This window comes from Pseudomonas sp. RW3S2 (genome assembly GCF_014268955.1).
In the GTDB taxonomy this organism is placed as follows: Bacteria; Pseudomonadota; Gammaproteobacteria; order Pseudomonadales; family Pseudomonadaceae; genus Aquipseudomonas; species Aquipseudomonas wayambapalatensis.
On the sequence record NZ_JABWRM010000020.1, the window covers coordinates 1 to 22,609 of the forward strand.

Consider the following 22,609-nt stretch of genomic DNA (forward strand, 5'->3'; position numbering starts at 1 on the left):
AGTAGGTCATCGTCAAGATTCATTTCGCAAAACCCCTATCTGCGTGAGCAGGTAGGGGTTTTGTCTTTCTGGCGTTCTGAAGCCAGGCCGGACCAGAGCGCTCCTGCACGTCGACACCGCGCACGCCACAGGACAAGCCTGCCTCTACAGGGTATGGTTCCGTCTGCGCACCCCGTCTTCCAGAGAGCACCCAATGGCTAACACCACGTCACTGCATCCAGGTTTCATGATCGTCCAGGGCAACCGCCTCGATGATTTGCGCAACCTGGTCGTGAGCGTGATGCGCAACTATCCCCTGGCGCCCCTGGAGAACGAAATCGCCCTGGTGCAGAGCAACGGTATCGCCCAATGGCTCAAGCTCGCACTGGCCGAAGACCCACAGGCCGATGATCAAGGCGGCTGTGGTATCGCTGCGGCCATCGACGTTCAGTTGCCCGGCACTTTCATGTGGCAGCTCTATCGCCTTGTGCTGGGTCGCGACGAGATTCCCGAGGTGTCGCTGCTCGACAAGGCACCGCTGACCTGGCGCCTGGTACGCCTGCTGCCCGCGCTGATCGAGCGACCGCACTTCGAGCCACTCAAGCGCTTCCTCACCGACGACACCGACCTGCGCAAGCGCTACCAGCTCGCCGAACGCCTGGCCGACCTGTTCGACCAATACCAGGTCTATCGCGCCGACTGGCTCAAGGATTGGGCCGCTGGCGAGCACGTGCTCAACACCGCCCGGGGCGAGCGCAAGCCCCTGGCGGATGGCAACCGCTGGCAGGCCGAGCTATGGCGTGCATTGCTCGACGATGTCGGTGCAGAAGGTATGGCGCAGAGCCGTGCCGGCGTCCATCAGCGTTTCATCGCGCGCATGGATACCCTTGAGCAAGCCCCCGCCGGCCTGCCGTCGCGGGTCATCGTCTTTGGCATCTCGTCGCTGCCCGCCCAGGCCCTTGAAGCCCTGGCCGGGCTGGCCCGCTTCAGCCAGGTATTGCTGTGCGTACACAACCCTTGCCGCCATCACTGGGGGGATATCGTCGCGGACAAAGACCTGCTCCGGCACCAGTACAAGCGCCAACAGCGCAAGCACGGCATGCCGCTGCAACTGGACGACGAGTCGATGCACCAGCACGCTCATCCGCTGCTGGCCGCCTGGGGGAAGCAAGGCCGTGACTACATCAACCTGCTCGATAGCTACGATGATCCCAGCAGTTACCGTGGTGTCTTCAGCGACGGTCGCATCGACCTGTTCAGCGACGCCCAGCCCACCACCCTGCTCAACCAGTTGCAGGACGACATCCTCGAGCTGCGCCCCCTGGCCGAAACCCGCGAGGCCTGGCCTGCCATCGATGCCACCCGCGACCGTTCGGTCCGTTTCCACATCGCCCACAGCCCGCAGCGCGAAGTTGAAATCCTTCACGACCAGTTGCTTGCGCGCTTCAGCAGGGATCCGACCCTGCGTCCGCGCGATGTCATCGTCATGCTCCCGGCCATCGATGACTACGCCCCGCATATCCGCGCTGTCTTCGGCCAACTCGACCGCCATGATCCGCGCTACATCCCCTTCACCCTCACCGACCAGGGCCAGCGCGGCCGCGATCCATTGCTGATCGCCCTGGAGCATCTGCTCAAGCTCCCCGACAGCCGTTTCGCCGTGAGCGAGATCCTCGACCTGCTCGACGTCCCCGCCGTGCGCGCCCGCTTCGGGATCAAGGAGAGCGACCTGCCGACCCTGCACCGCTGGATCGAGGGCGCCGGCATCCGCTGGGGCCTGAGCGGTGAACAACGTGCCCGCCTCGGTTTGCCCGAAGGCCTGGAGCAGAACAGTTGGCGGTTCGGCCTGCGTCGGATGCTGCTGGGCTACGCCGTAGGTGTCGGTGAGGCCTGTGACGGCATTGAGCCCTATGACGAGATCGGTGGCCTGGACGCGGCCCTTATCGGCCCGCTGGTGGCCCTGCTCGATGCTCTGGACGTGGCGTTCCAGACCCTCGCCGAGCCGGCCAGCCCCGTAGTGTGGGGCGCGCGCCTGCATGCGCTGCTGCAGGTGTTCTTCCTCGCCGAGGAGGAGCACGACGAGCTGCTGCTGGTGCAATTGCAGGACCTGCGTGACACCTGGCTGGAAACCTGCGAGACCGTCGGCCTGCACGATCCATTGCCGCTCACGGTCGTGCGCGAGGCTTGGCTGTCGGGGCTGGATCAGGGCAAGCTGTCCCAGCGTTTCCTGGCGGGCTCCGTGAACTTCTGCACCTTGATGCCCATGCGCGCGATCCCGTTCCGCGTGGTCTGCCTGCTGGGCATGAACGACGGTGATTACCCCCGCGCCCAGCCGCCGCTGGACTTCGACCTGATGGCCAGCGATTACCGTCCTGGCGATCGTTCGCGCCGCGAAGATGACCGCTACCTGCTGCTCGAGGCGCTGCTGTCTGCCCGTGACCAACTCTATGTGAGCTGGGTCGGGCGCAGTATCCGCGACAACAGCGAACGCCCCGCCTCGGTGCTGGTCGGCCAGTTGCGTGACCATCTAGCCGCCGGTTGGCAGCTGGCCGGAGCCCAGCAAGGCCAACGTGACGACCCGGGCCAGCAGTTGCTGCATGCCCTGACCCAGGAGCATCCCCTGCAACCCTTCAGCCAGCGCTACTTCCAGAAAGGCAGCGCGCTGTTCAGCTACGCCCACGAGTGGCAGGTCCTGCACCAGCCCGCCGAGCCACCCTCGGAGCTCGACCAGGCGCTACCGCCCTATGACAGCGATGAGCCGCTGAACCTGACGCAACTGCAGGATTTCCTCCGCCATCCGGTCCGGCATTTCTTCAGCCAACGCCTCAAGGTGTTTTTCGAAGCGCTGGAAGCGCCAACGCCGGATGAGGAACCTTTCGTGCTCGATGCCCTGCAACGCTACAGCCTCAGCGAGCGCCTGCTGGGTGCTGCATTGGCCGCACCCGACGACGCCGAGCAGGCATTGCGTACCCAGGCCCGCCGCCTGCAGGCATGCGGGCTGCTGCCATTGGCGGGCTTCGGCGAGTCGCTGCAGGCGGAACTGATCCAGCCCTTGCCAGACCTGCTGCAGCGTCATCGCCAACTGCTGGAGCGCTGGCATACCGTGGTAGAAGGCGCGCTGCCGCTTCACTTCGAGCGCGGCCCGCATCGCCTGGAAGGTTGGCTGGGGCGCGTCTACCAGGATGATGAACAAAGCCTCCTGAGCATCACCACCGTGCCCAACAGCCTGGGGGCCGGGCGCAACAGCCTCAAATGGCATCGGCTGATCCCCGCGTGGGTCATACACCTGGCGGCCTGCGCTGCCGGTTATCCACTGCACACCGCTTTGGTCGCCAGCGACCGCACCCTGCTGCTCGCGCCGATGCCCGAGGCGCAAGCGGGTGACCTGCTTGCCGATCTGCTGGTGGCGCGCCAGGGGGCGATGAATGCACCCCTGCCAGTGGCGCCCAAGACCGCCTTCGCCTGGCTGGCCCAGCCAGACCCGGACAAAGCCCAGGCTGCCGCCGAGCGCGCCTATGAAGGCGACGGCCAGAACAGCTTCGGCGAACGCAGCGAGAGCCTTGCACTGCTGCGTCAGTTCCGCGACTTCGCTGCGCTCACGGCTGACGAAACCTTCGAAGGCTGGTGCGAATCCCTCTACCGCCCCCTGTTTGCCGCCCCCTGGCAGACCCAAGGCAATCCGGAGACCGCCGCATGACCCAGGCCCGTCCCCTGGCCCTGAGCTTTCCCCTGCACGGCAGCCAGCTGATCGAAGCCAGTGCCGGCACCGGCAAGACCTTTACCATCTCGGCGCTCTACCTGCGCCTGATCCTCGGCCATGGCGGCGAGCAAGGCTTTGCCCGCGAACTGCTGCCGCCGCAGATTCTCGTGGTGACTTTCACCGATGCTGCGACCAAGGAACTGCGCGAGCGGATTCGCGCGCGTCTGGCCGAGGCTGCACGTTTCTTCCGGGGCGAGCTGGACGACGCCGACCCCTTGCTGCACCTGCTGCGCGACGATTATCCACAGGAGCACTGGGCCCGTTGCGCCAGTCGCCTTGAGGTTGCAGTGCAGTGGATGGACGAGGCGGCGGTCTCGACCATTCACGGCTGGTGCCAGCGCATGCTGCGCGAGCATGCCTTCGACAGCGGCAGCCTGTTCACCCAGAGCCTGGAGACCGATCACAGCGAATTGCTCGGCCAGGTCATGCGCGATTACTGGCGGCGCTACTGCTACGGCATGCAGGGCGAAGCGCTGGCCTGGGTGCGCAGCCACTGGGTGAGCCCGGACGCGTTGCTGCCGCGGATCCGCCCGCTGTTCGGCCGTGTCAGCAGGGAAGACGACGGTGCCAATCCACAGGCGTTGATCGAATCCGCCCTGCAGCGGCGCCACGCGCAACTGCGCGAGCTCAAGGCCCCCTGGGCCCAGTGGGCCGACGAACTGCACGAAATCTGCCGTGCGGCAGTGGCCGCCAAGCAGGCCGATGGTCGCAAGTTGCAGGCACGCTTCTTCGAGCCTTGGTTCGACAAGCTGCGCGCCTGGGCAGGTGACGAGCAAGTCATGGAACTCGACCTGGGCACCGGCTTCACCCGCCTGACACCCTCAGGCATGGCCGAGGCCTGGAAAGTGGGCGAGCCACCGGACCACCCGGCATTGCACGCCATGGAGACACTGCACGATGCGTTGCAGGCGCTGCCCGGCCCCGATTCGGCGGTGCTGGAACATGCTGCCGCGTGGGTCGCGGCGCGTTTCGAAGTGGAGAAGCGCCGACGCGCCGAAATGGGCTTCGACGATATGCTGTTGCGCCTCGAACACGCGCTGCGCAGCGAGGCCGGCGAGCGTCTGGCCGGGCTGATCCGCGAGCAGTTCCCGGTGGCCTTGATCGACGAGTTCCAGGACACCGACCCGGTGCAGTACGGCATCTTCGAGCGCATCTACCGGATCGCCGAAAACCGCCCGGAAACCGGCCTGTTCATGATCGGCGACCCCAAGCAGGCGATCTACGCCTTCCGCGGCGCCGACATCTTCACCTACCTCGGTGCCCGCCGTGCCACGGCTGGGCGCCTGCACAGCCTGGACACCAACTACCGCTCCAGCCAGGCCATGGTCGAGGCGGTCAACCGCGTGTTCCTGCTGGCCGAGCAACGCCCCGAAGGCAAGGGGGCGTTCCTGTTCCGTGAGGCCCACGACAACCCGCTGCCGTTCGTCGAAGTTCATGCCAAGGGCCGTAGCGAGCGCCTGCTGATCGACGGCCAGCCCTGCGCGGCGCTGCATTGCTGGCAGTTGCACAGTGACGAGCCGGTTGCCAACACGCTGTATCGTCAGCAACTGGCCGCCAGCTGCGCCAGCCATATCGTTGCCATGCTCAACGATGGTCAACGAGGTGTAACGGGGTTTGCCAACGCTCAGGGCGAGGTGCGCGGCTGCCTGCCTTCGGACATTGCCATCCTGGTGCGCGATGGCCGCGAGGCGCAGCTGGTCCGTGCCGAGCTGGCTGCCCGTGGGGTACGCAGTGTCTATCTGTCGGACAAGGACTCGGTCTTTGCCGCCCAGGAAGCGCACGATCTGCTGGCCTGGCTCAAAGCCTGCGCCGAGCCTGACGCCGAGCGCCTGCTCAAGGCCGCCCTGGCCAGCCTGACGCTGGACCTGCCGTTGCTCGAACTGGAGCGACTGAACCAGGACGAGCGGGTCTGGGAAGACTGGGTAATGCGTTTCCGTCTGTACCGCGACACCTGGCAGCGCCAGGGCGTGCTGCCCATGCTGCGCCGCTTGTTGCACGACTTCCAGTTGCCACGCACGTTGATTGCCCGTACCGATGGCGAACGTGTGCTGACCAATCTGCTGCACCTGGCCGAACTGCTGCAACAGGCGGCCGGCGAACTGGATGGCGAACAGGCCTTGATCCGTCACCTGGCCGAGCACCTGGCCAATGCCGGGCAGGCCGGTGAAGAGCAGATCCTGCGCCTGGAGAGCGATGAGCAACTGGTCAAGGTCGTGACCATCCACAAATCCAAGGGCCTGGAGTACCCGCTGGTCTATCTGCCGTTCATCTGCACCAGCAAACCGGTGGATGGCCAGCGCCTGCCATTGGCCTGGCACGGCGATGATGGCCAGGTGCTGCTGACGCTCACGCCCACCGACGAGCAGATCGCCTTGGCGGACGATGAGCGTCTGGCCGAAGACCTGCGCCTGCTCTACGTCGCCCTGACCCGCGCCCAGCATGCCTGCTGGCTGGGGGTTGCCGACCTCAAACGCGGCAGCCAGAAAACCTCGCAACTGCACCGCTCGGGCCTGGGTTACCTGCTGGGCGGGGGCGTCCCGCTGGCGGCTTCCGTGCAGTTGGCCGACTGGCTGCAGGCGCTGTGTGCCGAGGGGGCGCCCATTGCCTGCGTGCCTGTGCCCGACGCCGATGAACAGTGCTATCTCGCCCCGCAGGACAGCGCCGAACGCCTGCCTGCACGCAAGCCGCGCCGCGCAGCGGCGGAGCAGTGGTGGATCGCCTCCTACAGCGCCTTGCGGGTCGGCGACCAGAACCTCGGTGCCGACAGCTCCCAGGCCCAGCAATTGCTCGACGACGAGAACGTCGATGCACAGCGCCTGCGTGAAGTCCCTGCGGAAAACGGCGATATCCACCGTTTCCCTCGCGGACCGAACCCCGGCACCTTCCTTCACGGCCTGCTCGAGTGGGCTGGGCGTGAAGGTTTTGCCGAAGTGGCCGGCCAGCCCGCGTTGATCGAACGAACGGTCGGCCAACGCTGCAACCGTCGCGACTGGACCGGCTGGATCCCGACCCTGGCGCCCTGGCTGCAGCAGTTGCTGACGCAGGCCATGCCGCTGTCGCCGGACGGCCCGGTCCTGACCCTGGCGCAGCTCCAGCAATATCAGATCGAGATGGAGTTCTGGTTCGCCAGCCATCAGGTCGACGTGCTGCGCCTCGATCAGCTCGTTGTCCGCCACACCCACGGTGGCGCCGCGCGACCGGCAGCGCTGGCGACCCAACTCAATGGCATGTTCAAGGGCTTCATCGACCTGGCGTTCGAGCTGGACGGGCGTTACTACGTGGCCGACTACAAGTCCAACTGGCTCGGCCCCGACGGCAGCGCTTACAGTGCACTGGCCATGGAGCAGGCGATCCTCGACCATCGCTACGACCTGCAGTACGTGCTCTACCTGCTGGCCCTGCATCGCCAGTTGCGCGCGCGGCTGCCCGACTACGACTACGACCGCCATGTGGGCGGTGCCTTGTTCATCTTCCTGCGCGGTATTGGCAGCGTCGGCCATGGCCTGTATTTCGCCCGACCGCCCCGTGAGCTGATCGAGCAGCTCGATGCGTTGTTTCGCGGCGCCTGTGCGCCCGAACAGCAGGACCTGTTTGCCGGAGCCGCACCATGAGCCGAACCCTCGATGACCTGCTGCCGACACCGCTGCAGGCCGAGCACCTGGCGGCCCTTGCGCCGTTGAACGACAGCCATGACCTGCTGGCCCTGCTCGACCGTTGGGTCGAGCGCGGCTGGTTGCGTGCGCTGGACCGGGCATTCGTCAGCTTCCTCGAGGAGCGCGAGGCCGGCAGCGATCCCCTGCTGTTGCTGGCGGCGGCGCTGGCCAGTCACCAGTTGGGGCATGGGCATGTCTGTCTCGACCTTGAGCAGACTCTAGCCGAGCCCGATTTCGCCTTGTCGCTGCCGCCAGAGGGCGATGCGCTGGCGGGGCCGTTGCTGTTGCCGTCGCAGTTGCTCGCCACGCTCGAACCGAGCACCTGGCGTCAGCGCATCGCGGCCAGTCGGCTGGTGGCCTCGGGCGATGCCCAGGGCCAGGACGCGCGGCCGCTGGTACTCAGCGGCCAGCGTCTGTACCTGCGCCGGTACTGGAGCTATGAGCGGCGTATCGACCGGTCGCTGCAGCAACGCATCCTAGCAGATGAGTCGATTCCCGCCGACCTGCCCGCGCGCCTGGCACAGTTGTTCGAGGATGGCGCCCCGGCAGACCAGGTCGACTGGCAGAAGCTCGCCTGTGCGCTGGCAACGCGTGCCGCGTTCAGCATCATCACCGGTGGCCCTGGCACCGGCAAGACCACCACGGTCGTACGCTTGCTGGCCTTGCTGCAGGGGCCGGCGGTGGAGCAGGGCAGGCCCTTGCGCATCCGCCTGGCCGCACCCACCGGCAAGGCCGCTGCGCGCCTGACCGAATCCATTGGCCAGCAGGTCGAGCGTTTGCGTGTCCGTGCCGATGTGCGTGCCCAGATTCCGACCGAAGTGAGCACCGTACACCGCTTGCTGGGCAGTCGCCCCGGTTCGCGGCATTTTCGGCATCACGCCGGTAACCCGCTGCCGCTGGACGTGCTGGTGGTCGATGAAGCCTCGATGATCGACCTGGAAATGATGGCCAATCTGCTTGACGCCTTGCCAGCGCAGGCACGCCTGGTGCTGTTGGGCGACAAGGACCAGTTGGCCTCGGTGGAGGCCGGTGCGGTGCTCGGCGACCTGTGCCGGTATGCCGAAGAGGGGCGTTACACGCCCGCCACTCAGGCCTGGCTCGAGCAGGTGGGTGGCCAGTCGCTGCAGGGCAGCGGTTTGCAGCCAGGTGATGCGCGTCAGCACGCGCTGGCCCAGCAGGTGGTGATGTTGCGTTATTCCCGGCGTTTCGGCGAAGGCAGTGGCATCGGCCAGTTGGCGCGCCTGGTCAACCTGCAGCAGGCCCGCCAGGCGCGGGATCTGCTGAGCATGCCGCCTGAGGACGTGTTCGGGCTGTCGCTGCGCGGCGAGCATGACCGCGCCTTCGATCGCTTGCTGCTGGATGGCCTTGGGCGTGGTGAAGACGGCCCGCAGGGCTATCGCCACTATCTGCGCAGTATCGGTCGTCATCGGCCGGCGCCAGGCACGCCTGGCGATGACCCCGCGTGGGAGCAGTGGGCTGCCCTGGTGCTGAACAGCTTCGAAGGTTTCCAGCTGCTGTGCGCGGTGCGCAAAGGGCCCTGGGGGGTGCAAGGGCTGAACGAGCGTGTGGCGCGTGTGTTGCACAACGCCGGGTTGATCGACACCCGTCAACCCTGGTACGAGGGACGACCGGTGCTGGTCACCCGCAATGACTACGGCCTCGGCCTGATGAACGGTGATATCGGCATCGCCCTGCGCCTGCCCGACGAGCATGGCGAGCCACTGCTGAGGGTCGCCTTCCCGCGCAACGACGGCTCTGGCGGGGTGCGCTTCGTGTTGCCCAGTCGGCTCAATGAGGTGGAGACGGTGTTCGCCATGACCGTACACAAGTCCCAGGGCTCGGAGTTCAGTCATACCGCGCTGGTGCTGCCTGATGCGCTCAATCCCGTGCTGACCAAGGAGCTGGTGTACACCGGTATTACCCGCGCCAAGCAGTGCTTCAGCCTGGTGGAACCACGGGCGGGGGTCTTCGAGGCGGCTGTCGAGCGCAAGGTGCGTCGGATTTCTGGCCTCATGCTCGATCAAGCGTGATGTTCGTCAATACCTTGGCACTGCGGCCTTATGCTATCGTGCGGGTTATCTGAATTTAATTTGAGAGATTTCCCACATGACAGTGGTTGTCTCGCCCAGGGGGCGAGTGACGGGCTGCGTGCTTTCGCTAGTGATTGCCGCCTTGTCGCTGTTCGCCGTACCTGCCCGGGCGGACCTCCCTGCCACTGCAACCCAGGTGCAGCAACGCGCCAAGGCGGTAACCCAGGTCGTGCTGGGGATCTTCAGCTATGCCCGCTGGCCTGCTGACCCTTCGCCGCTGCGCTTGTGCCTGGTCGGCCCCACAGAATATGCCGACGACCTGATCAAGGGCACTGTGCAGAATGCCGGCCAGCCCCTGCAGGTGCGTCGCCTGCTGGCCGACGATGCACGCGTTTCCGGCGCCTGCGACGCGGTGTACATCGGCAAGCTCGACGCTGGCCAGCGTGATCGCCTGTTCCAGGCCCTGGTCGGGCATCCGGTCCTGAGCATCAGCGAGGCCGATGACCCGTGCACCGTCGGCAGCCTGTTCTGCCTGCACGTCGATGACGAACAGGTCAGCTTCGATGTGAACCTCGACTCAGTGGCGCGCAGTGGCGTGCGCATCCACCCCAGCGTGCTGCAATTGTCGCGGCGCAGGGCGGCGCAACCATGAAACTCACCGGCAGCCGCAGGAAGCGGCCGACCTTGCGGTCAGTGCTGGGGCGCGGGCACCTGGGTGTCGCGCTGATCGCCGTCGGACTCGTGGGCGTGTCCCTGACCGTGCTCGGCGTGGCAGCGTTGCGCGTCTATGCCCATCACAACCTGCACCTGATCGCCCGCTCGATCAGCTACACCGTGGAAGCGGCGGTGGTGTTCGACGACAGCGGGGCGGCCAGTGAAGCCCTGGCGGTGATCGCCGCCACTGAAGAGGTGGCAGACGCCAAGGTCTTCGACAGCCAGGGGGAGATGCTGGCGCACTGGCAACGCGATGACACAGGCTTGCTGGCACCCCTGGAGCGCCAGGTGGCCAAGGCCTTGCTGGGCGAGGCCATCCACCTGCCGATCGTCCGTCAGCAGCGCACGGTCGGGCACATCGAGCTGCTTGGCCAGGGCGGCAGCCTGCTGCGCTTCCTGCTCAGCGGCCTGGCGGGAATCCTCTTTTGCAGCTTGCTCAGCGCCGCAGTCGCCATCCACCTGTCGCGCCGGCTGTTCGGCGATATCGTCCGTCCCCTGCGGGGCCTGGCCAGCGTGGCCCATGCGGCGCGACGCGAGCGCAGCTTCGACCGGCGCGTGCCCGAGACGCCGATTGCCGAGCTCAATGAGCTGGGCAACGACTTCAACGCCCTGCTCGACGAGCTGGAGGTCTGGCAGAGCCACTTGCAGAGCGAGAACGAGACCCTCGCGCACCAGGCCAGCCATGACAGCCTCACCGGCCTGCCCAATCGCGCCTTCTTCGAAGGGCGCCTCAACCGTTGCCTGCGCAACGCCGCCCGGCAGCAGGACCGCCTGGCGCTGCTGTTCCTCGACAGTGACCACTTCAAGAAGATCAACGACAGCCTCGGCCATGCCGTTGGCGACGAGGTGCTGATCAATATCGCCAGCCGCGTGCGTGCGCAGTTGCGCGAGCACGACCTGGTGGCGCGCCTTGGCGGTGACGAGTTCGCCGTGCTGCTGACCCCCCTGCATTCACGCGAGGATGCCCAGCGCATCGCCGAGAAGATCGTTGCCAGCATGAGGCTGCCGATCCTGCTGGACGATGGCCAGCGCGTCAGCACCTCGTTGAGTGTCGGCATCGCCTATTACCCGGACGATGGCCAGGATTCGGCCAGTCTGCTCAATGCCGCCGATGCGGCGATGTACCAGGCCAAGCGCAATCGGCGCGGCCATTGGCAAGTGGCCCAGACGGAACGCTGAGCCACGGATTTGAACAACAGGAGCTGAACCGTGAAACACCCCTTTTCCCGACTGCGTTTTCCCTTGCTGGCCTTGCTGCTGGCAGTGTTGGCCTTGACCGGCTGCCAGACTGTGCCACCCAGTGGGCTGAGCCCTGAACAGATTGCCGTGCTCAAGCGCGAAGGGTTCACCCCCAGCGACGAGGGCTGGGCGTTCGACCTGTCGGGCAAGGTGCTGTTCGGCAGCGACCTGGACGGGCTCAACGGCCAGAGCCAGGCGATTGTCGAGCGGATCGGCAAGGCGTTGCTGTCGGTGGATATCCAGCATGTGCGCGTCGATGGCCACGCCGATGCCTCGGGCAAGGTGGCCTATAACCAGCAGCTTTCCGAGCGCCGAGCCCAGAGTGTGGCCCAGGCGCTGATCAGCGTCGGCATGCAGCCGCGCAACATTCAGACGCGCGGCTTGGGCAGTACCCAGCCGGTGGCGGACAACCGCACCAGTGCCGGGCGCACCGAGAATCGGCGGGTGTCGATCGTGGTGGCGTCGAACTGAGGAATGGGAGCAATGGCACCGGCCCCCTGTGGGAGCGGGCTCGTCCCGCGATCACCGGCGCAGCCGGTGCCATCCGCCTCAATCCTGCGCAAATACCATCTCCCGCGTCTGCCCCATCAACAGCGGCGCATTCGCCTCGGTCACATCGCGGATGTAATCCCACAGCAAAGTGATCCGCTTCAACTTGCGCAAGTCCTCCCGGCAATACATCCAGAACTGCCGCGTCACCTCCACCTCCTCCGGTAGCACGGTCACCAGTCGTTCGTCCTGCGCCGCCAGGAAACACGGCAGGATCGCCAGCCCGCGGCCCTGCAGGGCAGCGGTGTATTGGGCGATCACGCTGGTGCTGCGCAGGTGGGCGCTGGCGTTGGGGATCAGGTTGGCCAGGTACAGCAGCTCGGAACTGAACGCCAGGTCGTCCACGTAGCTGATGAACGGATGGCGCACCAGGTCGGCGACCTGGCGGATCGGTTCGTGGTGGTCGAGGTACTCGCGGGTCGCATAGAGGCGCAGGCGGTAGTCGCACAGCTTGCAGCACACGTAGGGCCCATGCTCGGGGCGCTCCAGGGCGATGACAATGTCGGCTTCACGCTTGGACAGGCTGATGAAGTGCGGCAGCGGCAGAATGTCCACCGAGATCGCCGGCCAGGTGTCGACGAAGCGGCTCAACTGAGGGGTGACGAAGAAGCTGCCGAAGCCCTCGGTGCACCCCATGCGTACGTGCCCGGACAGCGCAACGCCCGAGCCCGACACCTGCTCGCAGGCCATGTGCAGGGTGCTTTCGATCGACTCGGCATAGCCCAGCAGACGCTGGCCTTCGGCGGTGAGCACGAAACCGTTGGTTCGCGATTTCTCGAACAGCAAGGTGCCCATCGCCCCTTCCAGCGAGCTGATGCGCCGCGACACCGTGGTGTAGTCCACGGCCAGGCGTTTGGCTGCACTGCTGGCCTTGCGGGTGCGCGCTACCTCAAGAAAGAACTTGAGGTCGTCCCAGTTCAGCGCGCTGAGGGAGGTCAGGTCTTTTTGCATGTTGATCCGGTTTTTTTGTGCATTCTTGTTGGATGTTTGCACATCTATACTCGAACTCAGCCCCTGCACGCCACCCCGTTCGCTGCGGCGTAGGCGTCTTCGTTCCGACAATAATTCCAAGGAGAGCGCAGATGAACGCACCCCACACGCCCCACACTCAGGTCGAGCAGGTCAAGCTGCTGATCGACGGCCAATGGGTCGAGTCCAAGACCACCGAATGGCGCGACATCGTCAACCCGGCCACCCAGCAGGTGCTGGCGCGTGTTCCTTTCGCCACCCCCGAGGAAGTCGCCGCGGCGGTCGCGGCTGGCGAACGAGCCTTCAAGACCTGGCGTGACACGCCGATCGGTGCGCGCATGCGCATCATGCTCAAGCTGCAGGCGTTGATCCGCGAACACAGCAAGCGCATCGCCGCGACCCTGAGCGCCGAGCAAGGCAAGACCCTGGCCGACGCAGAAGGCGATATTTTCCGTGGTCTGGAAGTGGTCGAGCATGCCGCGTCCATCGGCACCCTGCAGATGGGCGAGTTCGCCGAGAACGTCGCCGGTGGCGTCGACACCTACACCCTGCGCCAGCCCATCGGCGTGTGCGCCGGCATCACCCCGTTCAACTTCCCGGCGATGATCCCGCTGTGGATGTTCCCGATGGCCATCGTCTGCGGCAACACCTTCGTGCTCAAACCCTCCGAGCAGGATCCGCTGTCGACCATGATGCTGGTCGAGCTGGCGCTCGAAGCTGGCGTGCCGGCCGGTGTGCTCAACGTGGTGCATGGCGGCAAGCAGGTGGTCGATGCGCTCTGCACCCACCCGGACATCAAAGCGATCTCCTTCGTCGGCTCCACCGAAGTGGGCACCCATGTCTACAACCTGGGCAGCCAGCACGGCAAGCGCGTGCAGTCGATGATGGGCGCCAAGAACCACGCCGTGGTGCTGCCCGACGCCAACCGCACCCAGACCATCAACGCCCTGGTCGGCGCGGCCTTCGGTGCGGCCGGCCAGCGTTGCATGGCCACGTCGGTGGCGGTGCTGGTGGGCAAGGCGCGTGAATGGCTGCCGGATATCAAGGCGGCGGCGAGCAAGCTCAAGGTCAATGCCGGCAGCGAGCCGGGCACCGATGTCGGGCCGGTGGTTTCCAAGCGCGCCAAGGAGCGTGTGCTGGGGCTGATCGAGAGCGGCATCAAGGAAGGCGCCACGCTCGAGCTGGACGGCCGCGACGTAAAGGTGCCGGGGTACGAGCAGGGCAACTTCGTCGGCCCGACCCTGTTCTCCGGGGTGAAGACCGACATGCAGATCTACACCCAGGAAATCTTCGGTCCGGTACTGGTCACCCTCGAGGTCGATACCCTCGACGAGGCCATCGCCCTGGTCAACGCCAACCCGTTCGGCAATGGCACCGGCCTGTTCACCCAGAGCGGCGCGGCAGCGCGCAAGTTCCAGAGCGAAATCGACATCGGCCAGGTCGGCATCAACATTCCGATTCCGGTGCCGGTGCCGTTCTTCAGCTTCACCGGTTCGCGTGGCTCCAAGCTTGGCGACCTCGGCCCATACGGCAAGCAGGTGGTGCAGTTCTACACTCAGACCAAGACCGTCACCGCCCGCTGGTTCGATGACGACAGCGTCAATGACGGTGTGAACACCACCATCAGCCTGCGCTAAGGAGACTGCCATGCGCATTGCATTCATCGGTCTGGGCAACATGGGCGCGCCCATGGCCCGCAACCTGATCAAGGCCGGGCATCAGCTCAACCTGTTCGACCTGAACAAGACCGTGCTGGCCGAGCTCGCCGAACTGGGCGGGCAGATCAGCACCTCGCCCAAGGATGCCGCCGCCAACAGCGAGCTGGTGATCACCATGCTGCCGGCCGCTGCCCATGTGCGCGGCGTGTACCTGAACGAGGACGGCGTGCTCGCCGGCATTCGCCCCGGCACACCGGCGGTGGACTGCAGCACCATCGATCCGCAGACCGCCCGCGACGTGTCCAAGGCCGCGGCGGCCAAAGGCATCGACCTGGGTGATGCGCCGGTGTCCGGTGGCACCGGCGGCGCGGCGGCCGGCACCCTGACCTTCATGGTCGGTGCCAGCCCCGAACTGTTCGGCACGCTCAAGCCGGTGCTCGAGCAGATGGGGCGCAACATCGTGCACTGCGGTGAAGTCGGCACCGGGCAGATCGCCAAGATCTGCAACAACCTGCTGCTGGGCATCTCGATGATCGGCGTGTCCGAGGCCATGGCCCTGGGCAATGCACTGGGGATCGACACCCAGGTGCTGGCCGGCATCATCAACAGCTCGACGGGCCGTTGCTGGAGTTCGGACACCTACAACCCCTGGCCGGGCGTGATCGAGACCGCCCCCGCATCGCGGGGTTACACCGGTGGTTTCGGTGCGGAGCTGATGCTCAAGGACCTGGGCCTGGCGACCGAGGCTGCGCGCCAGGCGCACCAGCCGGTGATCCTCGGCGCTGTGGCGCAGCAGTTGTACCAGGCCATGAGTTTGCGGGGCGAGGGCGGCAAGGATTTCTCGGCGATCGTCGAGGGGTATCGCAAGAAGGATTGATACGCGAGTGGGCTTGATCGCGGGCTGGATGGCCTTTCCCCTGTTACTGCGCACCAGGGGGAGGGCGCCGGTTCCGCGATTTTTTTTGCCCGCTGCACGCCGGTCAGTCGGGTAGCAGGCGATCGCGGCTGTTGGAGAGGTGCAGGCAGATCGCCGCCCTGGCCGCTTCCGGGTCCTGTCGGCGGATGGCGTTGAGAATCGCCTCGTGCTCCAGGTTGGCCAGATAAGCATGCCCCGCCAGGTTGGCCCCGGCGCGCTCTGCCTGGGCCATGCGCTTGCGCGGGATCAGGCCGTCACCCAGTTGCGCCATCATCTCGCTGAAATACAGGTTGCCGGTGGCCTCGGCGATCAGCAGGTGGAAGCGTCGGTCGGCTTCGATGCAGCTGTCACCGGCGGCGGCCAGGTCCTGGTAGTCGTCCAGCGCCTGGCGCATCTGCGCCAGTTGCCGGTCATTTCGGCGCAGGGCCGCCAGCGCGGCGGCCTGGCCCTCCAGGCCGATGCGCAGCTCCAGCAGGTCGCGCACGCTGGCGGCGTTCTCGGGGCCTACGCGCAGGCCGGAACGGGCCTGGCGTTCGATGACGAACGTACCGATCCCGTGACGGGCCTGTACCAGACCCGCAGCCTGTAGCTTCGACAGCGCTTCGCGGACCACGGTACGGCTGACGCCATACTCGCGCACCAAAGTGTTTTCCGAGGGCAGCTTGTCGCCCGGCTTGAAGGTGCCCAGCAGCAATTGCTGGGTGAGGCTCGAGACCAGGTCGTGGGCACGGCTATGGGGGCGGGTCATGGGATGGGCTCGGAGGCAATACCTGTGGGAGCGGCGGGTCGCCGCCGTGACTTGTCCCGCGAAAGGGCTCGGCTGAACGTTCTCACATTACTTGTATGACAAGTTATCCACAAAGATTTTTTTCATCCGGATATTCCCCCTCCCATTGCCTTGGGTAGTCGACCTGATAAAAGCATTTCGCCGATTTTTACCTAGTTAACCGCTTGTATTTTGCTTTTTTCGCTCAATTTCCAACTTGTCGTACAACTCCGCCGGGAATATGCTCATTTCCACCTGGATGTCAGACAACTGCCTCGCCTGCCACCAGCACCCTCAATAAAAACAATGACTGGGAGATATCCCGTGAACGACACCCCCCCTGCGTCTGCCTTGCCCGGCGGCGATGCGCTGGCCAGCGCCGTAGCCAAGGTCAAGCGCCATGTCCTGCCGCTGTTCGTCATCATGTTCGTGGTCAACTACCTGGACCGCGTCAATATCGGCTTCGTCCGTCCGCACCTGGAAAGTGACCTGGGCATCAGCGCCGCCGCCTATGGCTTCGGCGCCGGCCTGTTCTTCATCGGCTATGCGTTGTTCGAGGTGCCGTCGAACATGCTGCTGCAAAAGGTCGGCGCACGTCTGTGGCTGACCCGCATCATGTTCACCTGGGGCCTGGTCGCCACCGCCATGGCCTTCGTGCAGAACGAGACCCAGTTCTACGTGCTGCGTTTTCTGCTCGGGGTCGCCGAAGCCGGCTTCTTCCCCGGAGTGATCTACTACTTCACCCGCTGGCTGCCCGCCGCCGAACGTGGCAAGGCGATCGCCATCTTCCTCAGCGGCTCGGCCCTGGCCTCGCTGATCTCAGGTCCGTTGGCCGGTGCGCTGATGCAGATCCAGGGCATGGGCCTGCACGGCTGGCAATGGATGCTGTTCATCGAGGGCATGGCCTCGGTGATCCTGTGCTTCTTCGTGTTCTTCTGGCTCGACTCCCGCCCGCAGGATGCCAAGTGGCTGAGCCCGGCCGAGCAGCATGCGCTGGTCGAGGCCATCGACCGCGAGCAGCGCGAGCGCGAGGCGGGCGGGGTGATCAAGACCTCGGCCTGGCGCCTGCTCAAGGACCGCCAGATCCTGCTGTTCTGCCTGATCTACTTCTGCATCCAGCTGACCATCTACGCCGCGACCTTCTGGCTGCCGAGCATCATCAAGCGCATGGGCGAGCTGAGCGACCTGCAGGTCGGCTTCTTCAACTCGATCCCCTGGCTGATCTCGATCCTGGCGATGTACGCCTTCGCCGCCGGGGCTGCGCGCTGGAGATTCCAGCAGGCCTGGGTCGCCGCCGCACTGGTGGTGGCCGCCATCGGCATGTTCATGTCGACCACGGGCGGGCCGGTGTTCGCCTTCGTTTCGGTGTGCTTCGCCGCCATCGGCTTCAAGGCGGCGTCGTCGCTGTTCTGGCCGATCCCCCAAGGGTATCTGGATGCGCGCATCGCTGCGGCGGTGATTGCACTGATCAACTCGGTGGGCAACCTTGGCGGCTTCGTCGCGCCCACCACCTTCGGCCTGCTCGAGCAGCAGACCGGCTCGATCCAGGGCGGGCTGTATGGCCTGGCGGTGACCTCGGTGCTGGCCGCCATCGCCGTGTTCTTCGTCCGTACCCGCGCCAAGGGTGCTCCTTCCCCTGAACTCAAGGCCCCTTCGGCCCTGGGCCAATCCCATTGAACGCCTGCCCGACAAGGACAATGACCATGCAGACGACGCCTCACTCCTCGACCCCGGTCGTCACCGACCTGCGCGTGATCCCGGTGGCCGGCCACGACAGCATGCTGCTCAACCTGAGCGGCGCGCACGGCCCGTTCTTCACCCGCAACATCGTGGTATTGCGCGACAGCGCCGGCAACACCGGCCTGGGCGAGGTGCCTGGCGGCGAGAACATCCGCCAGACCCTCGAAGACAGCCGCAGCCTGGTGGTCGGCCAGCCAATCGGCCATTACCAGCGCGTGCTCAATGCCATGCGCCAGACCTTCGCCAGCCGCGATGCCGGCGGGCGCGGGCTGCAGACCTTCGACCTGCGCATTACCGTGCACGCGGTGACCGCCATCGAGTCGGCCCTGCTCGACCTGCTCGGCCAGCACCTGAGCGTGCCGATGGCCGCGCTGCTGGGTGAAGGCCAGCAGCGCGAGTCGGTGAAGATGCTCGGCTATCTGTTCTACATCGGCGACCGCACCCGCACCGACCTGGCCTACCGCAACGAAGCCGATGCAGATGACGACTGGCTGCGCTTGCGCCATGAGCCGGCCCTGACGCCCGAGGCGGTGGTGCGCCTGGCCGAGGCCGCCAAGGCCCGCTACGGATTCAACGACTTCAAGCTCAAGGGCGGCGTGCTGCGTGGCGAAGAGGAAATGGAGGCTGTCACTGCGCTGGCCGAGCGTTTCCCCGAGGCGCGCATCACCCTCGACCCCAACGGTGCCTGGTCGCTGAAGGAGGCCATTGCCCTGTGCCGCGACAAGCACGATGTGCTGGCCTACGCCGAGGATCCGTGCGGTGCGGAGAATGGTTATTCCGGGCGTGAAGTGATGGCTGAGTTCCGCCGCGCCACCGGCCTGCCCACCGCCACCAACATGATCGCCACCGACTGGCGGCAGATGGGCCACGCGATCCAGTTGCAGTCGGTGGACATCCCGTTGGCCGATCCGCATTTCTGGACCTTGCAGGGCTCGGTGCGGGTGGCGCAGATGTGCCATGACTGGGGCCTGACCTGGGGCTCGCATTCCAACAATCACTTCGACATCTCGCTGGCCATGTTCACCCAGGCGGCAGCCGCCGCGCCGGGTGAGATCACCGCTATCGACACCCACTGGATCTGGCAGGACGGCCAGCGCCTGACGCGTGAGCCGCTGCGCATCGTAGACGGCCATGTACGGGTGCCGACGCGGCCGGGGCTGGGGGTAGAGCTCGATGAGGACCAGTTGATGAGAGCCCATGAGTGCTACCGCAACATGGGCCTGGGCGCTCGGGATGACAGCGTGGCGATGCAGTTCCTGGTGCCGGGTTGGACCTTCGACAACAAACGGCCTTGCCTGGTGCGTTGACAGAGAAGGCCCTGTCGCGGGGCAAGCCGGATCGCGATAGGGCCTGCGCAGCCAGTAAAAAGCTTTATGCGCGCTTTACCCCCGCGCAAACACCACCACCGCCGCCCGCACCTTGCGTCCACCGAACAGGCTCATGCGCTGGCAGTCCAGCGCCAACCGGTGGCGGCCGTGGTCGGTGTCCGGATCGTGCAAATAGACGAAGTCGGCATTCGATGGTATTCCCGCCGCCGAACCTGATCGCCAGCATTGGCGGGATGTCCAAGTTCAGCATGATGACTGCCGTGGTGGGGGCAGGAATGGTTCTGGGGCTCAAGCGCATGGCGCGGAGGATGGCGTGAGCAATCTGCAGACAGGGCTGTGCGTGGTGTCGGTGATCGTGATCTTCGCGGTGGTGAACTACCACTGGGATCACCGTCGCGACCAGCAGCAACTGTCTTGCTCAACATCCAAAGGTCCAGCCCAATCCCTGTGGGAGCGGGCTTGCCCGCGAAAAGCCCTTCGCGGTGAATAGCACCGATTTGACCCGCCTTCGCAAGACCCGGTGTCGTGATCGAACACCTTCATGGCGCGCTGGAACAATTTGCCCAGCACCCGCACTGCTTGAATGAAGCCGACCTCGACGCCGCCGCTCGCCAACCCGTGAACAACGTCAATAAAATCACCTGAGCCGCGTGCAACTCATTGTCCAGAAAGGAGATAGTTTTCGCCTACGCCTGCCCGTCCTTCCTTGTGTCAGCAAAAAAAGAGAACAAGATCAATGAACACCGTGGGAACTGATGGCAACCTTGCACAAGGTTTCAAGCCACGTCATGTAACGATGCTGTCCATCGCCGGCATCATCGGTGCAGGACTTTTCGTCGGCTCCGGACACGCCATCGCGGCTGCCGGTCCCGCCACCATCCTCTCCTATTTCGTCGCCGGCACGCTGGTCGTGCTGGTCATGCGCATGCTCGGCGAAATGGCCGTCGCCCATCCCGACACCGGCTCGTTTTCCACCTACGCCGACCAGGCCATCGGCCGTTGGGCCGGCTATACCATCGGCTGGCTGTACTGGTGGTTCTGGGTGCTGGTCATTCCCATCGAGGCGCTGGCCGCAGGCCATGTGCTCAATGCCTGGTTCCCGCAGGTCGACAGTTGGATCTTCGCCCTCGCATCGGTACTGCTGCTGGCCTGCACCAACCTGTTCAGCGTGGCCAAGTACGGCGAGTTCGAGTTCTGGTTCGCGATCCTGAAAGTCACCGCGATCCTGGGCTTCATCGGCCTCGGTTTTGCCGCGCTGATGGGCTGGCTGCCCAACCGCGAAGTCAGCGGCCTGAGCACACTGATGAGCGAGCACGGCGGTTTCGCGCCCAAAGGCTGGTCGGCGGTGATCGGCGCCTTCATCACCGTGATGTTCAGCTTCATCGGCACGGAAGCGGTGACCATTGCCGCCTCCGAATCCAGCGATCCGGCGCGCAACATCGCCAAGGCCACCCGCTCGGTGATCTGGCGGATCAGCACCTTCTACATCCTGTCGATCTTCGTGATTATCTCCGTGGTGCCGTGGAACGATCCGCAGCTTGCGGTGGTGGGCTCCTACCAGCGTGCGCTGGAGATCATGAACATCCCCAATGCCGCGTTCATGGTCGACCTGGTGGTGCTGATCGCCGTGACCAGTTGCATGAACTCGTCGATCTACATCGCCTCGCGGATGATGTTCTCGCTGGCCAAGCGCGGCGACGCACCCGCCATGCTCAAGCGCACCTCGAAGGTCGGCGTACCGCGTGCGGCGGTGTTCGGCAGCACGCTGATCGGGGCTGCCATCGCCATCCTCAACTACTTCGCGCCCAAGGGCGTGTTCGAGTTCCTGCTCGCCAGCTCCGGCGCCATCGCCCTGTTGGTGTACCTGGTGATCGCCATCTCGCAGTTGCGCATGCGCCGGCGCCTGGAGCGCGAGAGCACGGAACTGAAGTTCCGCATGTGGCTGTTCCCCTGGCTGACCTGGGGAGTGATCGTGTTCATCAGCTGCGCGCTGGCGGTGATGATGTATACCGAGGAGCACCGTGCAGAGGTCAGTGCAACACTGAGCCTGGCGATCGTGATCTCCTTCCTCGGCATCGTCACCACGCGCGGGCATGGCCGCAAGGTGGTGGTGCGGTCGATGGGGTAGCAGGGCGGATGTAACGGGTCATGACGAGGGGCGCCTGGACTAGGCGCCCTTCTGTCATGGGCCACAGCATCCTAGGAGCGGTCCGACATTTCCGGCGCGCTCCCTTGGATAGGCTTCCTGGCTTCGAACAATGCCAGGAGCCCTTCGATGAAAGACCACCCGCAACATGACAATGCAACCGCCTCTGCGCCTTCCAGGGATGAGCGCTTCGACGAGGTCGTGACCCTCATCCACTCGGCACGGCAACGCTGCATGCAGGCCGTCAACACACAGCTCATCGAGCTGTACTGGCAGGTCGGTGCCTACATCAGCCGCAAGATCGAGAATGCCGAGTGGGGCGACGCCGTGGTCAGCCAGTTGGCCGGACACCTGGCGCGCACGCAGCCAGGGTTGCGTGGGTTCACGCGACCGAACCTTTTCCGCATGCGCCAGTTCTTTGAAGCCTATCGTCACGACGAAGTTGTCTCACCGCTGGTGAGACAACTGCCGTGGACCCACAACATGATCATTCTCGGGCAGAGCCGGCGGGTGGAGGAGCGGGAGTTCTATCTGCGGATGGCCATCAAGGAGGGATGGTCCAAGCGCGAACTGGAGCGCCAGATGAAAGCCGCGCTGTTCGAGCGCAGCGTTGCCGACCCGCTCAAGGCCTCGGCCTCCCTCGCCCAGGCCCACCCGCAAGCCCTGTCGGTGTTCCGTGACGCTTACATGCTGGATTTCCTCGACCTTCCCCAAGCACATGCCGAAGCCGATTTGCACAAGGGCCTGCTCCAGCGCTTGAAGGACTTTCTCGTGGAGCTTGGCCGCGACTTCTGCTTCGTCGGTTCCGAGTATCCACTGCAGGTCGGTGGGCGTGACTTTGCCGTGGATCTGGTGCTGTTCCATCGCGGTCTCAACTGCCTGGTCGCGGTGGAACTGAAGGTCGGGCGCTTCGAGCCCGAGTACATGGGCAAGCTGGATTTCTATCTCGAGGCGCTGGACCGCAACGAGCGCAAGACGCATGAAAATCCCGCCATTGGCGTACTGCTGTGCGCCAGCAAGCATGACGAGGTGGTCGAGTACGCACTCAACCGCAGCCTGTCACCGGCCCTCGTCGCCGAGTACCAGACCTGCCTGCCGGACAAGGCACTGCTGCAGGCCAAGCTGCAAGAGTTCTACGCCCTCGACGCCCGCTGAACCCTCC

General features: G+C 65.2%; 15 protein-coding genes and 1 pseudogene. 13 read left to right on the top strand and 3 right to left on the bottom strand.

Going from position 1 to position 22,609, the window contains the following annotated elements; genetic code table 11:
* Positions 1 to 193: 193 nt before the first annotated feature.
* From recC to HU748_RS22720, 6 genes are all read left to right on the top strand, one after another.
* Positions 194 to 3,676, top strand: coding sequence for an exodeoxyribonuclease V subunit gamma (recC, locus tag HU748_RS22695; RefSeq protein ID WP_186722015.1), 3,483 nt, complete (start codon positions 194 to 196; stop codon positions 3,674 to 3,676).
* Positions 3,673 to 7,350 carry an exodeoxyribonuclease V subunit beta gene (gene recB / locus HU748_RS22700; RefSeq protein WP_186722017.1) on the top strand — a complete coding sequence of 1,226 codons (3,678 nt, stop codon included), beginning with the start codon at positions 3,673 to 3,675 and terminating at the stop codon, positions 7,348 to 7,350. The genes recC and recB overlap by 4 nt, the downstream gene beginning before the upstream one ends.
* The gene (gene recD, locus HU748_RS22705; RefSeq protein WP_186722020.1) at positions 7,347 to 9,422 is read left to right on the top strand and encodes an exodeoxyribonuclease V subunit alpha; all 2,076 of its coding nucleotides are present in this window, start codon (positions 7,347 to 7,349) and stop codon (positions 9,420 to 9,422) included. The genes recB and recD overlap by 4 nt, the downstream gene beginning before the upstream one ends.
* Positions 9,423 to 9,504: 82 nt before the next feature.
* A complete protein-coding gene (locus tag HU748_RS22710; RefSeq protein ID WP_186670374.1) occupies positions 9,505 to 10,074 on the top strand; it encodes a YfiR family protein in 570 nt (189 codons plus the stop codon).
* The gene (locus HU748_RS22715) at positions 10,071 to 11,315 is read left to right on the top strand and encodes a diguanylate cyclase (RefSeq protein ID WP_186722023.1); all 1,245 of its coding nucleotides are present in this window, start codon (positions 10,071 to 10,073) and stop codon (positions 11,313 to 11,315) included. Before HU748_RS22710 ends, HU748_RS22715 begins: the two co-directional genes overlap by 4 nt.
* Positions 11,316 to 11,345: 30 nt before the next feature.
* The gene (locus tag HU748_RS22720) at positions 11,346 to 11,846 is read left to right on the top strand and encodes an OmpA family protein (RefSeq protein ID WP_288374933.1); all 501 of its coding nucleotides are present in this window, start codon (positions 11,346 to 11,348) and stop codon (positions 11,844 to 11,846) included.
* A 78-nt stretch (positions 11,847 to 11,924) separates the two neighbouring features.
* Here the strand turns inward: HU748_RS22720 and HU748_RS22725 are convergent, their stop codons facing one another.
* A complete protein-coding gene (locus tag HU748_RS22725) occupies positions 11,925 to 12,875 on the bottom strand; it encodes a LysR family transcriptional regulator (protein WP_186710961.1) in 951 nt (316 codons plus the stop codon).
* A 131-nt stretch (positions 12,876 to 13,006) separates the two neighbouring features.
* Here HU748_RS22725 and HU748_RS22730 point away from each other — a divergent pair, with 131 nt between their 5' ends.
* Together HU748_RS22730 and mmsB are read left to right on the top strand one after the other, a co-directional pair.
* Positions 13,007 to 14,530: a CoA-acylating methylmalonate-semialdehyde dehydrogenase gene (locus tag HU748_RS22730; RefSeq protein WP_186670311.1), complete on the top strand. Its 1,524-nt coding sequence runs from the start codon at positions 13,007 to 13,009 to the stop codon at positions 14,528 to 14,530.
* Positions 14,531 to 14,540: 10 nt separating this feature from the next.
* Positions 14,541 to 15,428, top strand: a complete 888-nt coding sequence (mmsB, locus tag HU748_RS22735) for a 3-hydroxyisobutyrate dehydrogenase (RefSeq protein WP_186722025.1) — start codon at positions 14,541 to 14,543, stop codon at positions 15,426 to 15,428.
* Positions 15,429 to 15,531: 103 nt separating this feature from the next.
* Here the strand turns inward: mmsB and HU748_RS22740 are convergent, their stop codons facing one another.
* Positions 15,532 to 16,215: a FadR/GntR family transcriptional regulator gene (locus HU748_RS22740; protein ID WP_186710959.1), complete on the bottom strand. Its 684-nt coding sequence runs from the start codon at positions 16,213 to 16,215 to the stop codon at positions 15,532 to 15,534.
* 342 nt (positions 16,216 to 16,557) lie between these two features.
* Here HU748_RS22740 and HU748_RS22745 point away from each other — a divergent pair, with 342 nt between their 5' ends.
* Positions 16,558 to 17,910: an MFS transporter gene (locus tag HU748_RS22745; RefSeq protein WP_186722026.1), complete on the top strand. Its 1,353-nt coding sequence runs from the start codon at positions 16,558 to 16,560 to the stop codon at positions 17,908 to 17,910.
* Between the two features lie 20 nt (positions 17,911 to 17,930).
* A complete protein-coding gene (gene gudD, locus HU748_RS22750; protein WP_186722027.1) occupies positions 17,931 to 19,280 on the top strand; it encodes a glucarate dehydratase in 1,350 nt (449 codons plus the stop codon).
* A gap of 75 nt (positions 19,281 to 19,355) precedes the next feature.
* Here the strand turns inward: gudD and HU748_RS22755 are convergent.
* A pseudogene (locus HU748_RS22755) lies at positions 19,356 to 19,490 on the bottom strand (ribosomal-protein-alanine acetyltransferase); the annotation flags it as partial.
* A 2-nt stretch (positions 19,491 to 19,492) separates the two neighbouring features.
* Here HU748_RS22755 and HU748_RS26655 point away from each other — a divergent pair.
* The 3 genes from HU748_RS26655 to HU748_RS22770 all read left to right on the top strand — a co-directional run bounded on the left by HU748_RS26655 (position 19,493) and on the right by HU748_RS22770 (position 22,602).
* Entirely contained in the window at positions 19,493 to 19,618 is a 126-nt protein-coding gene (locus HU748_RS26655) for a hypothetical protein (RefSeq protein ID WP_272979756.1), read from the top strand.
* 419 nt (positions 19,619 to 20,037) lie between these two features.
* Entirely contained in the window at positions 20,038 to 21,429 is a 1,392-nt protein-coding gene (gene gabP, locus HU748_RS22765) for a GABA permease (protein WP_186670318.1), read from the top strand.
* A 147-nt stretch (positions 21,430 to 21,576) separates the two neighbouring features.
* Positions 21,577 to 22,602, top strand: a complete 1,026-nt coding sequence (locus HU748_RS22770) for a PDDEXK nuclease domain-containing protein (RefSeq protein WP_186710956.1) — start codon at positions 21,577 to 21,579, stop codon at positions 22,600 to 22,602.
* The last annotated feature ends 7 nt before the right edge of the window (positions 22,603 to 22,609 follow it).